Annotated in this window: 6 protein-coding genes; 5 read left to right on the top strand and 1 reads right to left on the bottom strand. The window is 47.2% G+C overall.

All coding sequences use genetic code 11. The features are described 5' to 3' along the window. Positions 1-136: 136 nt before the first annotated feature. The 5 genes from RT717_RS21415 to RT717_RS21395 all read left to right on the top strand — a co-directional run bounded on the left by RT717_RS21415 (position 137) and on the right by RT717_RS21395 (position 11,359). On the top strand, positions 137-1,387 hold the full coding sequence (locus RT717_RS21415) for a GAF domain-containing sensor histidine kinase (RefSeq protein ID WP_317488396.1): 1,251 nt from the start codon (positions 137-139) through the stop codon (positions 1,385-1,387). A gap of 109 nt (positions 1,388-1,496) precedes the next feature. Then, positions 1,497-3,155 (top strand): M14 family metallopeptidase, encoded by a 1,659-nt coding sequence (locus RT717_RS21410; protein ID WP_317488395.1) that lies wholly within the window; start codon positions 1,497-1,499, stop codon positions 3,153-3,155. Positions 3,156-3,163: 8 nt separating this feature from the next. Further along, positions 3,164-4,900 carry a M14 family metallopeptidase gene (locus RT717_RS21405; protein WP_317488394.1) on the top strand — a complete coding sequence of 579 codons (1,737 nt, stop codon included), beginning with the start codon at positions 3,164-3,166 and terminating at the stop codon, positions 4,898-4,900. Positions 4,901-5,179: 279 nt separating this feature from the next. Then, positions 5,180-10,516: an RCC1 domain-containing protein gene (locus RT717_RS21400; RefSeq protein WP_317488393.1), complete on the top strand. Its 5,337-nt coding sequence runs from the start codon at positions 5,180-5,182 to the stop codon at positions 10,514-10,516. A 120-nt stretch (positions 10,517-10,636) separates the two neighbouring features. Continuing rightward, positions 10,637-11,359 carry a hypothetical protein gene (locus tag RT717_RS21395; protein WP_317488392.1) on the top strand — a complete coding sequence of 241 codons (723 nt, stop codon included), beginning with the start codon at positions 10,637-10,639 and terminating at the stop codon, positions 11,357-11,359. A 63-nt stretch (positions 11,360-11,422) separates the two neighbouring features. Here the strand turns inward: RT717_RS21395 and RT717_RS21390 are convergent, their stop codons facing one another. Then, on the bottom strand, positions 11,423-14,230 hold the full coding sequence (locus RT717_RS21390; protein WP_317488391.1) for a carboxypeptidase-like regulatory domain-containing protein: 2,808 nt from the start codon (positions 14,228-14,230) through the stop codon (positions 11,423-11,425). Between the last annotated feature and the right edge of the window lie 30 nt (positions 14,231-14,260).

The raw sequence follows: 14,260 nt of genomic DNA, 5'->3' as shown, positions 1-14,260 counted from the left end.
ACCAATAGAGTAATTTGTTTCCTGTAAGCTATTTGTGTTAGCCCGGTAGAACCAAGTTGCCATCCCATTTCGTATGTAGCTTCGAGATACCTCCATCATCAGCCTGAAGAAGCGAAACGAACAAAAAACGTATTATATGGTAGTACCATCAGTTCCAGAAAATGAGTTAGAAAGGCTTGCTGACTTACTTTCCTATGATATTCTTGACACGCCGGCTGAGGAAGAGTTGAATGAAATTGTTCAGCTAGCGTCAGATGTGTGTAACACGCCTATTTCTTTGATTTCTTTGATAGATGACAAGCGTCAATGGTTTAAAGCAAGAAAAGGGCTTGATGCTCAGGAAACCTCCAAGGAGTTTGCTTTTTGCGCCCATGCCATTCACGGAAACGACTTATTCATGGTACCCAACGCCCTGGAAGACGAGCGGTTTTGGGACAATCCGTTGGTGGAAGGGAGGCCGGACATTCGGTTTTATGCCGGAGTTCCATTGACATCGGCGCAAGGCCACAATTTGGGAACCTTGTGCGTTATCGGAACCGAGCCAGCTACCCTTACAGAGGAACAAATACGAGCTTTACAAATATTGGCTAAGCAGGTGGTGACTCATTTCGAGCTTAGGAAGAATAACCGTCACCTGACTGAAGCACTTAAAACGGTTGATAAACAAAAAGAAGAGCTTTCCTCCCACAATAAGACACTTACCAGGCTGTTGTCAATTATTGGCCACGATTTAAAAGGGCCTGTTGAGAACTTGAAGCAGCTTTTCAGTCTTTTTGTGAGTGCGAAACTTTCTAAAGAAGAAATAGATAGCCTGGCAGCCGACTTGAATGGGCGCCTCGAAAGCACCTCCGATTTGCTCGGCAACCTACTTAGCTGGGCTACCAGCCAGCTCAACGATGCATCTTTACAATCGGATAAGTTTGACTTGCACGATATTGCCGAGGAACAACTCCACCGGATCAAAGGGAGCGCTGTTGCGAAGGGGAATAGCTTACTGAATAAAGTAAAAAAAGGTTCCGTAATAACCGCTGATAGGGACATCATTAGGTTTGTGATAAGAAACCTCATTACAAATGCGAATAAGTTTACCTCAGAAGGCGCTATTTCAGTAGCCCTGGAGGAGAGTGAAGACCTGAGTAGAATTGTTGTTGCGGACACTGGCCAGGGAATGTCGCAGGAGGCTATCAAAGCCCTTTTTAACTGGAACGACAGGCGCACCACCGCAGGAACCTTAGGAGAAAAGGGATCGGGGCTCGGCCTGCTTATTGTCAGGCAGTTCGCCAGTCAGTACAATGGCCGCCTTATCATTGAAAGTGAAGTGGGTAAGGGAACCAAAGTTGTTTTTGAAATGGCAAAGGATATCGACATGGAACCATCAACGGATTAGCCATATATAACCCAATGGCCTCCCAAATACCCTGAGTGCATCTTATAAAAATGTTATGTGCCGACTGAGGCGCTCTGCTTTACTTTACTCCTGATCAAATCAATCGATTATGTCTAAAAAAGCAGGAGCGAGGCTCCTAATAACAACAATTTTGCTAACGCTGACCTATGGGTTTTCGCAGGCCCAAGCCGACTACCGGTCGAGTCAGCAGATAACAACGCAGTTACAATCACTTTCACGACAGTATTCCTCCCTTGCAAAGCTGCAGACCATTGGGAAGAGTGACGGAGGCAAAGACATTTGGGCGCTGACACTCGGCTCGGGCGACATCGACAATCACCCGGCCATTGTAGTGGCTGGTGGGGTTGACGGGCAATATGTTGTAAGCACGGAGCTGGCACTCAAGTTTGCCGAGCAGCTGCTGGCTTCGTCGCAGACGGATTCGGTGAAGAATCTCCTGGCCACAACTACTTTCTACGTGCTGCCTAATGTAAACCCGGAAGCAACGGATCAGTTTTTTGCCTCACTCAAGTACGCCAGAACTGGCAACGGCCGTGCAACCGACGATGACCGTGACGGCCAAAATGGCGAGGACGGTTACGAAGACCTCAACGGAGACGGACTGGTCACGATGATCCGTGTAGAGGATCCTACGGGAGCATGGAAGAAAAGCGAAGCCGATGACCGCATCATGGTGAAGGCAGCTGACGGCGAAACAGGTGGCTACCTCTATCTCACAGAAGGTGTCGACAACGACAAGGACGGTGCTTTCAATGAAGACGGAACGGGGGGTATCAATTTCAATAACTCCCTCACCTGGGACTTTCCCTATTTCCAGCCTGGTGCTGGCGACTTCCCTGTGGCCGACAAGGAAAACCGTGCAGTGCTCGATTTCCTTTTTGAGCGCTGGAATGTGTTTGCGCTGGTTACTTTTGGTTCGTCCGATAACCTGAATGCTCCAATAAAATATAATGCAGGCGAGGCGTCGAAAAGAGTGCTGAAAGGCATGCTGAAAGCAGATGCTGACGCTAATGCATTGGTATCGAAAAACTATGCGGACATCGTTGGCAAAAAAGAAGGAGCACAGCCGGTAGTACAGGGGGGTGGATTTATGGAGTGGGGTTACTTTCACTATGCCCGCTATTCGTTTGGTACACCAGCCTGGAGCTGGCCGGAGTTCAAAATGCCTGAGGATAGCGTGGCCAAGGCAAAATACAAACCCAACAAAGACAAGAACAAAGAAGTGGATTACCTGCGGTGGGCTGAAGCCAATAACCACGATTTGTTTGTGGAGTGGAAGCCGGTAAACCATCCGGACTTTCCAGGAAAAAAAGTGGAGGTAGGCAGCTGGAAGCCCTTTGCTCCCTACAATCCACCTTTCAGTTTGGTGGCGGACATCTCCGACAAACAGAATAAGTTTATTCTGAAGCTGGCCTCTATGAAGCCTCAGGTGAAAATAGAAAACCTCGCTGTGGAGTCAGTTGGTAAGGGGATGACACGTATTACGGCTGACATTTTCAACGCAGGCACGCTGGCCACCATGACAGAATTAGCGCAGAAGACCCGCTGGGTACGAATGACCAAGGTGGAAATGACTTTGACGGGAAGTCAGCAGATCGTTTCCGGTGACAAAGTGAAGCTAATTTCCTCTATTGATGGGGGAGACAAAGTGACGATGTCGTGGCTTGTGAAGGGCTCAGGCAGCGTGAAGCTTTCAGCAGGCTCGGCGCAAACCGGGATCGATACAAAAACCATCACCCTTAAATAAGAACAGTCATGAAGAGAATTATATATACTTTCATCATTCTTTTGGCGGGGTTGAGTGTTTCGGCCCAAACGCCAGATCAGATATTTAAAGCAGCGGGTAGCCCGCCCAACCCTAAGGTGCAGGTAAGCTGGAACAGGTACTACACCTCAGAAGGGCTGTGGGCTATCGCCAAAAAGTTGTCGGAGGCACATCCTAACCTTGTGAAGGTGGAAACCATCGGCAAAACCTATGAGGGGCGTGACATGATTGCCCTGACCATCACAGATTTTTCCAAAGGCAATGTGGATCGCAAGCCAGGGATGTATGTAGATGGAAACATCCATTCCAACGAAATTCAAGGCGGCGAATTTGCCATGTATACAGCCTGGTACCTGGCTGAAAGTTGGTATTACAACGATTTCATCAAAGACCTGCTGGCTGACAAGGTTTTCTATATAGTGCCCACTATCAACCCCGATGCCAGGAACGACTATATGAAGGGCGTGAACACTGCTAATACTCCCCGCTCAGGCATGATGCCTATCGACGACGACAGGGACGGGCTGGTTGACGAAGACGGCTACGACGACCTGAATGGTGATGGCGAAGTGACCATGATGCGCCGCAAAAACCCTAATGGACGCTATATTGTCGACCCCACTGATCCACGGCAAATGATTGAGGTTGAAGCAGGAGAGCCCGGTGAATACGAAATGCTGGGCTACGAAGGCAAAGACAACGATGGCGACGGTGAAGTGAATGAAGACAGGGTAGGCGGCTACTATGACCCCAACCGTGACTGGGGCTGGAACTGGCAGCCGGAGTACATCCAGAGAGGGGCGCACAAGTATCCGTTTTCTGTGCCCGAAAACAGGAACGTGATGGAGTTTGTGATGAAGCACCCCAATATTGGAGGCGCCCAAAGTTTCCACAACTCTGGAGGCATGATCCTGAGAGGGCCCGGTGCTGAGGAGGACAGAGGCACTTACAATGCTACCGACGACAAAGTGTACGACGCCATTGGTGAGCTGGGAGAAAGCATTATGCCTGGCTATACTTACATGGTAGTTTGGAAGGACTTATACACGGCGTTCGGCGGCGAGCTCGACTGGTTCCATGGGTGCCGTGGTATTTTCACTTTCACCAATGAGCTGTACCATCCTTACTTTATGTTTGGCAAAGACTACAAAGGGGGGAGAAGAGGAGACGAAGTGCAGAAGGACATGTATAAGTTTGAGAAGAACTTGCTGATGACTGATGCCTTTTTGGATTGGAAGGAATTTGACCATCCCGAGCTTGGCAAGATCGAGATAGGGGGCTTTAGAAAGAATTTTGGTAGAGACAACCCGGGCTTCCTGCTGGAAAACGACGCCCACCGGAACATGGCGTTCCTGATCTTCCATGCTTACCACACGCCCAAGTTGGTGATAGAAAAAGTAGAAGAAAAAGACCTTGGCGGCGGATTGAAGCAGGTGACAGCTACTATCGCTAACAAAAGACTGATCCCTACGCACTCCAGTCACGATACCAAGAACAAAATCATTCGCCCAGACTACATTTCCCTTGAAGGGGCTAATGTGGTGGCTGGCATGATCGTGACCGACGTGGATATGAATAAGACCTCCGAGCAGAAGGTAGCTCCTGCCAAAATTGCTGTGGAGAACATACCAGGCATGGAAGCGGTAACCGTTCGCTGGATAGTGAGCGGCTCTGGCAAGTACACGGTGAAAGTGGACAGCGAAAAGGGCGGGGTGGTGACTAAATAATTGATCGTTAAAACTTTGCACTATGAAGGCCGCTGTAAGCGGCCTTTTTTGTTAATCGTTAGTATATTCCAGTGATTTGGATTTTTTATCTCTGATTATATTATTATTTGATGCACACATTTAATTTTTTCATTTGATATTTATATAGGCTAGTTTGAAAAACTGCATGATGATGAAAAACTGAATTTGTAAATCATACCAGCAAACTACTTAAAAGTTCCGATTGAGATGTCCAAAGCCAAAGTTGTAGCTCATTTTTTTCTAATGGTTTGCCTTGGAATGGCTCTAAGTACTAATGTGTATCCTCAAAAAATTGCAGCAGGAGACTTCCACAATTTATTGATCAAAGAAGACGGCTCCCTGTGGGCCTGGGGCGAGAACTCTTATGGGGAGTTGGGTATCGGGGTTACTGGTGATCAGTCTTCACCCGTGAGGGTTGGTGTGGAAAGCGATTGGACAAAAGCTAGTGCAGGGTGGTCGTATTCTGTGGGAATCAAGACAGATGGTACGCTATGGGCCTGGGGGAGAAATCAATTTGGCCGTCTGGGTGATGGAACTTCTGAGGATCGACCTACTCCAACGCAAATCGGTACGTCGACAGATTGGCTTGATATCAGCGCCGGACGTGAACACGTGCTCGCAATCAGATCGGATGGCACTCTTTGGGCGTGGGGCAGGAATAATCAAGGCCAATTGGGAGATGGCAGCCAAGTTGATAAGGCTGAACCTGTGCAGATAGGAGAAGACGATGATTGGAAGGAAGCAAGAGGCGGTTTTGATCACTCGATAGCTCAAAAGAATGATGGCACTCTTTGGGTATGGGGAAATAACAAAAGTGGAAGTCTGGGTTATCAGACCGCCACTGATTGTATTGTAACACAGGTGTCGAACCCTTCAAGAACCTACTCAATTGCATTTAGTGATTCAGGAGGTGACGGTTGGAATGGAGCCTTGATTAGAGTAATTATTGATGGAGTTGGAAACGACTACACCTTAGAGGAGGGATTTGGTGCTACTAAAGTTGTTTATATTCCTCTTGGAACAGCAAACGTTTCATTTGAGTTTGTTTCGGGCACGGCAGATTCTGAAGTTGCCTATGTAATAAATTCAGCAAGCGGTGGGGCGATAATGGCCGAGGACGGGCCAAGCCCCACTCCAGGCCTAATAGAGGTCGATGTTTGCATAGGTCAGAATACCTTCGTGCCCAGCCCAGTTCGTTTTAATACCAATACCGATTGGAGTAGTTTTAGTGCAGGATATAACTTCAACGTGGCGGTAAAAGATAATGGAACGCTCTGGAGCTGGGGAGAAAATTCTTATGGGCAACTTGGCAGCGGTTCCTTTGAAAGCAGGTACGAGCCCAGGATAGTTGGAAGTGATACAGACTGGATTGATGCAGTTGCAGGGTATTATAACGCTTTTGCGATAAAGAGTGACGGAAGTTTGTGGTCTTGGGGACTCAATGGCGTGGGTCACTTAGGTATAGGTTCTCAGGAAGACCGTCTACTGCCTGTTGAGATTCCCTTTGCGTCTGGTTGGGCAGAGATTTCTGTTGGCAATGATCATTCCATAGCTATTTCTGATGACGGAATGTTATGGTCTTGGGGGTACAATGGAAGTGGCCAATTGGGTATTGGCAATGAGGTAAGGCCTTTGTCACCTATCAAGATTGGAAATGATTACGACTGGGTAAACGTAATTGGTAATGTATCCTATACTTTGGCCCAAAAAAGCAATGGGACTTTGTATGGGTGGGGGAGTAATTTACGTGGAAGATTAGGTAATGGAACAGAGATATCTGAAAATGCTCCGATACAAATTAATGCTGTTACCAACCAAAAGAAGATAAGTTCGTATCGCCATGTTTTGGTTTTAAAGAATGATGGAACGATTTGGAGCTGGGGTGAGAACTTTTACGGGCAAGTTGGGGATGGAACAATCATACATAGGTTGACGGCGGTGCAAGTTGGCGAGGATACAGACTGGACGGACGTCTTTGTCGGATATAATAGTTCATATGCCTTAAAATCAGATGGCAAATTATGGGTATGGGGCAATAATTCGGATGGCCAATTGGGCATGGGAACAACAGAAAGTTCGTCTGTTCCGGTAAAGTTGAATGACGATACAGATTGGCTTACGCTTTCGGCTGGCTTTCGTCACACACTTGCTGTTAAAGCAGATGGTACTCTGTGGGCCTGGGGTTATAACTACTATGGGCAGCTTGGAGATGGCTCTAATAATAGTTCACTCATACCGATTCAAATCGGAACAGATACAGACTGGTCTTTTGTGGAAGCGGGAGATCATTTCAGCTTGGCACAAAAAACTGATGGTTCGCTTTGGTCATGGGGACAAAACGACGAAGGCCAGCTAGGTGACGGGACAACCGATAACAGATTAGCCCCGGTTCGGATTGGAGGCCAAAGTGACTGGGCTGTGATAGATGCTGAAAGGGTTTCTATGGCTATTAAGACTGATGGTAGCCTTTGGGGTTGGGGTGGAAATGAATATGGTCAGGTTGGTGATGGGACTACTACTGACAAGCTTTTGCCCACTAGGATTGGAAATGACACGGACTGGACTAATGTTGACGGTGGCGGAGTTCATACTGTAGCGACTAAGTCTGATGGTTCGCTTTGGGCATGGGGAGTTAGTGCCGGAGGGAGATTGGGTGATGGTAATGGCTGGAGAGTTTCTCCGGTTAGGGTAACCACAATGGAAATAGATTTATCTACACGTGTTATATCATCAGGCCAGGTTGGTTCGGACGTTTGTGACATTTTAACTGTTAGTAGCGATTCTGATGCTACTCCAAGCTTTTCTCTGGTAGCTGGACAGGGCTCAATCGACAATGCTCTTTTCACCGTTTCCGGCAGCAGTTTAATGGTTGCGGCAACTCTGAATCGGCAAACTCAGGCCACTTATTCCGTCAGGATTCAGGCTATTGACGAGTTTGGTAATACTTTTCGGAAGACCTTTATACTTTCCTGGGACAACAGTGCTCCGACAACCATAGAGCTCGATGTCGACGAAATAGCAGAAAATCTTCCTGAAAACACTAAAGTAGGCCTGCTGTCGTCGGTAGATGGAGACGAAGGAGATACTTTTACTTACTCACTGGTGGCAGGTGAAGGGAGCATGGATAATGGCAGCTTTTTTATTGTAGGGGACGAGTTACGAACTGCGGCACAGTTTGATTTTGAAACGAAATCGAGCTTCAGTGTGAGAATTGAAACCAGGGATGCACTGGGTGCTGTGTTTAGTGCTCCATTTGCAGTCACAGTTACGGATGCTAACGACCCACCAACATCTGTGTCTGTAAGCAATGCAGAATTTACTGAGAACCTCCTTATTGGCAGTGAATTGGCTACATTGAGCACCAGCGATCAGGATGAAACCGACAGCCATACCTACACGCTGGTGACTGGTGAGGACGACACCGACAACGCAAGCTTTACCATCAGTGGCGACAAATTATTATCCGATGCAGTATTCGACTTTGAGACCAAAATGTCTTATACCGTCAGAATCCAAACGAAGGATTTGGCTGGTGCTGTGTTCAGTGAATCTTTTTCGATTACCATTACCGACGCTAATGACGCACCGACCGCCCTATCACTTAGCGCCAGCGAATTTTCAGAGAACCTCCCTGTTGGCAGGGAACTGGCTACATTGAGCACCAGCGATCAGGATGAAACCGACAGCCAAACCTACACGCTGGTTACAGGTGAAGGTGACGCCGACAACGTAAGCTTTACCATCGGTGGCGACAAATTATTATCCGATGCAGTATTCGACTTTGAGACCAAAACGTCTTATACCGTCAGAATCCAAACGAAGGATTTGGCTGGTGCTGTGTTCAGTGAATCTTTTTCGATTACCATTACCGACGTTAATGACGCACCGACCGCCCTATCACTTAGCGCCAGCGAATTTTCAGAGAACCTCCCTGTTGGCAGGGAACTGGCTACATTGAGCACCAGCGATCAGGATGAAACCGACAGCCAAATCTACACGCTGGTTACAGGTGAAGGTGACACCGACAACGCAAGCTTTACCATCAGTGGCGACAAATTATTATCCGATGCAGTATTCGACTTTGAGACCAAAACGTCTTATACCGTCAGAATCCAAACGAAGGATTTGGCTGGTGCTGTGTTCAGTGAATCTTTTTCGATTACCATTACCGACGCTAATGACGCACCGACCGCCCTATCACTTAGCGCCAGCGAATTTTCAGAGAACCTCCCTGTTGGCAGCGAACTGGCTACATTGAGCACCAGCGATCAGGATGAAACCGATAGCCATACCTACACCCTGGTTACAAGTGAAGGTGACACCGACAACGCAAGCTTTACCATCAGTGGCAACAAACTACTGGCCAATGCAGTATTTGATTTTGAAAATAAGGCAGCCTACACCATTCGAATCCAAACAGAGGATAGTGGCGGAGAGGTGTTCAGCCGGGCCTTTGCACTGACTATTATCAATGCCAATGACTTCCCATCAGACATCCTTCTTTCATCCAGTGTAATTACCCAACAGATAGTTGCGGGTATTGAGGTTGGGGTGCTCAGCACTACAGATCAGGATGCCAGTAACACACACACGTATGAATTGGTCGTTGGCGACGGTAGTACCGACAATACCCTATTTACTATTACTGATAACAAACTTCTAACGAATGAAGCAATAGTCAACAACAAAAAGGAAGCCTATTCGGTCAGAATTCAATCAAAGGATGTCTCAGAAGGGGTATTTAGTAAAGCGTTTTCTATTTCCACGGCCAATCTAAAGGCCGAGCAGGTGATTACCTTTGAGCTTCCAGCAAATCTATATCCTGATGAATCACCAGTTGCGCTTTCTGCGAGTTCAACCTCAGAGTTGCCGGTCAGCTTTGTGCTTGTCAGTGGCCTGGCAACGCTGGATGGGAATCAATTGACACTGACAGGCTCCGGAGAGGTAGTTGTAATGGCTACTCAGGCCGGAAATGACGACTTTCTTCCCGCCGGAAGCGTTAGCCGGACATTGATAGTAAAATCCTTTCTTAGCCTGGCTGTGACGGTCAATAAATCTGAAGATGTGGTTCTTGACACTGGAACGGCCACCCTATTGAGCAGTGAGGGCAGCATAATTAAAGAAGCTACAGTAGGTGAAGGCAGTTTGCAAATGGATGGATTGAAAGCAGGAAACTACATCTTACAAATTACACCGGGAGAAGAGGAATCTGAATTGGTCAATACAACCTATTACCCGTTTGCGGTCAGTTTTGAAGAAGCCGAACCCATTTCCATTGTTGAGAATACAGCCCTGAGTATGACGATGGTGGCAAAGGAAGAAGTAGTGCAAGGACTGGAAACACCGTTAGGCTCATTGCAACTTTATCCTAATCCGGCGAGTGACCAATTGGTAGTTTCGCTGAGCCTCGACGAGCTAAAAGCACTTGAGAGCATACGACTGTATTCGATGGATGGCCAATTTTTGAGGAACCTGTCAGTCGAGAAAGGGCAAGCCAGCCTTTACTTAGATGTTAAAACATTGGAACCCGGCGTTTATTTCTTACGACTCACGTTTCAGGATGGAATTAGTACCGGGAAGTTTCTGAAGGAATAACCTGCCCTAATCAGACAATACAAAAAGGTAGCCCAGTGCGGCCTTTTTTTGTTTCACCCGGTCGGAAAAGATAAATCTGGCATTGGAGTTGCTATGTCTTTTTCATTTTTAAAACTCAATATGAAAAGACTAGCGTTTATTTTTTTAGTAGCAGTTTCATGCAAAACTGCTCATGTATCACTTCAGCAAGACTTCGCCACTAGCGCAGAGTCGTATGAGGTTCAGGGTAAAAATGGCTGGCAGGTCAACCAGGTCATTAACTTTGGCCCTTACGAAACAAGTAAGATTGACCGCAGCATGACCTTCAGTTATCTTGTTCCCTTCCTTGTTGACTTTTCTGGCGGAAAGGAAAGCCTCGCTTTCAACATAGTAAACAAAGAGGCTGGCGCTGGGGTAAACTTTCTGGGAGACAGCCGCCTGAAGGACAACCACCTTTCCCTGGCCAAAGGGTATTTTCAGATTCCTCTGAAGCAAAAGGATGTCTTTGCAGGCGCCATCTATTTTTCCCAGCCAGGGCTTCAGCGCTTCGACTTTCTTTTGCTCAACCCAAACAACCAGCAACTGACCGCCAAGTGTCAGGGAGTAGTTTTGGATGAAAAAGGCGATGAGTACTTTACCATAAAAGGAATAACCAAACTGCAAGGGTCAAAAATCCCGCAAACACAGGCGTTTGGCTATGAATTCCTCCAGGGCGACAAGGTGGTAGGGGCCGTCGAAACCCTCAACAAAGGAAGGGTGTGGTTCGACACGTCGTTAAGTGAAAGAGACAGGCTATTGTTATCGAGCCTTGCAACCGGACTGCTTGTGAGAAACAACTTGCAGGAAGAAGTAGAGAACCTATAAAAGGACTTGAACAAGATCGAAAGCCCTTCAGCCGATATGGCATGAAGGGCTTTCTATTTTTGGCTATTTCCTCACTTCAATATACCTCACTTCCCTCACCGGCGTGTTGTCCTCTGTCATGCCTTCCACTACAATCCGGTAAACTGTAGGTGAGTCGGCGGCATAAAAGGAAAACCCGGCTTTACCTGTTTCGCTATCGGTGGTGAGTGCAGGGTTCCAGTAAATGGTCGTGCGGGTGTCGGGCTCGCTATGGCTTTCCTTTCGCTGAGAATAATTGGGTGGTCTGAATTCCTGTGCCGGGGTGTAACCTTTTATCGTGTAAAGGCTGAAGCCGTCTTTGTTGAAGATGGTGGGTCTTTCGTCTGCCTGTTTTTCTGTTCGTTTTGTTTCAATCATGATCACGCCGCCGGATCCTGTCATGCCAAAAATGGTTGCGCCGTAAGTGTACACATTGATGCTTTTGATCATGTCAACTGTCAGCGATTCAAGGTATTGCCATGGGGTTTCCCCGTAGATTCCACCATATCTCGATCCGTCAATGATAATAAGAGGCGGTGCTGCCTTGATGCCCCAATTGTGCCGTTGGAAGCTAGTTCGTCCAGTGCCGTTTCTTCCAAGGAATTCAAATACGGTGAGTTGGGGATTTTTTTCAAAATCTTTTTCCGTAAAAGTTTTGTCGCCAGCGCCGTAGCCGTATTGACTTTCCGACAGCGGTTCAATAGGTGTGTCCTCTACCACTATCTCCTGCAACAGCGTGTACTCATCTTCATCTGGCAAAACGAAAATGCGTTGAGGTATCGCAGTTTCTTTTATGTTCAGGTGTAGCACAGGCAGAGAGTCTGGTGCCTTAAGCGGGACTTTTTCATCGATTGTTACCGAGCCGAAAGGACGTCCCTTGGCATCTATTACCCCGAAGGCCACCTGAGCGCTATCTTCAAACTGCAGCCCGCTGGCCCAAAACCTTCCGGTGCTGTCTGTTTCTACAATGCCATAGTCGTCGTACTCTCCCTGCACAATGGTAACCGATGCCTGCTCTGGTAGTTTCTTTTTGTTTCTGAATTCTCCACTCACACTAATGCCATATTCTATTTGATGGCCGGGTGGGCCTTTGGGCTGAGCGCTGGAGGCCTGATAGGTCCATTCATATGCGTCTTCCAGGGTAGTGGAGGACGGCACTGAAGCCACGTGCAAGGTGTCAGTTACGGCAACCGACAAATTCGCCATCACTGGGACTCCATCAGAATCGGCGACAACAACTTGCACAGCAATTTTTTCTCTCGGTTTGTAAACCTCCTTCTCTGTGCTTAAAGAGACCATTAGATCAGGGTTCTTTATTCTTGAAGGCCTTGCTTCAGTGTTTTGCACCTGTTCATAAAGGTTGAGCACAGGGATTGATCGATAAAAAATGTCCTTATCATCAAAATTCCGCATCCAGTTCGTGTAGGATCGAAGGGTGTACTGGCTGGGAGTCAGATTACCGGGGAGTTGTAGTTGTCCATGACTAACCCCATCCTTGATCGGCAAGGCACTGCTTTGAATGATGGCTTTGTCTGAGTTCAACAGGTCGACGTAAACGACTCTGCTCAAAGTGTCGGTCATAAGAGGGTTTTGAAAAAGCATCTGGGTTTTGAACCAGATGGTTTCCCCCGGATAGTAGTAAGGTTTATCGGTTTGAACATATGGGCGTTCCCTTAGCGCATTGTATTTAATCCCCCTGACGGCAATCTCAGAAGGCTCGGGGTCGAATGAAGTATAACTTTTGTCGGGGGTGAAATTGTAAGGTAACATTCGGGCTACCCGGTCTCTGGCCATATAACCCGCAATTATCAACTCGCTCGGGTCATACGGCACACCTTTGATGCTTACTGCAACCGTCGAGTCTTTGAAAGTGAGCCAGCTTACCGGATAGTAGGCATCGTCATAGACAAGGTTGGGCCATATTTTTTTGAAATAATGAACTTCCAGAGGGGCTTGCGACCGAACTTTATAGTCTCCTATTCGGTCTCCGGGCTTTAGCATTTTGGACCTCGAAATGGTGTCGAGCATAAACTCCTTGTCAACTTCCAGCCGCTTTGTTCTTACATGATGCTTGCCCTCTGGTTTCACAGTGTAAACCTCGAATCCTTCATGCTTTAACCGGTCGTTTATGAGTGCTTTGAACATATGCCTCACCGAGCCGAGGTATACCTCTTGCCTGTTGGTATCCCAGGTCTTTGACATAGCTTCGGTGGAATCCATTTCTATAAATTGTATGGGACCCTCATAGTTAAAACCACTTCTTGTTTGCTGAAAACCTTCCAGGTGATAGATGATTTTGTAGCCCAGGCCTGTGTTTTCTATTTCGAGTGGTAGATAGCAGGTGGCGGCGAGGTATCTCTGGCCTCCTTTCAGTTTACCCTCATCAAAATCCAGCACCCATGGATTTAGTATTTTTGTTTGCGAAGACAAAGGGTCATTGTAGGAGCCAATAAAGACCTCTTCGAACCTTTTTAACTGCCTTTCCCACTTCTTGTCTCTTTTTGACTTGAGTTCTACTTCATTGAGTTGTTTTTCAAGTGGTTCGAGCGCAAAGGATATTTTTACATGTTGATTACCGCTAACCATTACCTTCTCGTAACTGGTGACATAGCCGACAAAGGAAGCAACTACTTCAATGTATCCCGGGCCAGGAATGGGGATGCTAAACTCTCCCTCGCCATTACTGACGGCACCGCTTGTGGTGTTGTTGATAAACACATTGGCAAAAGGAAGGGGTTTATTGGTGGATTTGTCATAGACTGTTCCGTATATGACGAAGCTCTGGGCTACAGAATTTAATGACAGAGCAAGCCCGAAAAGCAGAAGCGGAGGTAATTTTGATAGGGTCTTCAAAAGTGATGAGGGTACCATTAATTACTGCTT

Source organism: Imperialibacter roseus, assembly GCF_032999765.1.
Classification (GTDB): domain Bacteria; phylum Bacteroidota; class Bacteroidia; order Cytophagales; family Cyclobacteriaceae; genus Imperialibacter; species Imperialibacter roseus.
This window is presented reverse-complemented; position numbering and strand designations above follow the sequence as displayed.

Excerpts from the sequence above, each read along its gene's own strand:
- RT717_RS21415 (WP_317488396.1), top strand. The coding sequence starts at position 137 with ATGGTAGTACCATCAGTTCCAGAAAATGAGTTAGAAAGGCTTGCTGAC.
- RT717_RS21410 (WP_317488395.1), top strand. The coding sequence starts at position 1,497 with ATGTCTAAAAAAGCAGGAGCGAGGCTCCTAATAACAACAATTTTGCTA.
- RT717_RS21405 (WP_317488394.1), top strand. The coding sequence starts at position 3,164 with ATGAAGAGAATTATATATACTTTCATCATTCTTTTGGCGGGGTTGAGT.
- RT717_RS21400 (WP_317488393.1), top strand. The coding sequence starts at position 5,180 with ATGGCTCTAAGTACTAATGTGTATCCTCAAAAAATTGCAGCAGGAGAC.
- RT717_RS21395 (WP_317488392.1), top strand. The coding sequence starts at position 10,637 with ATGAAAAGACTAGCGTTTATTTTTTTAGTAGCAGTTTCATGCAAAACT.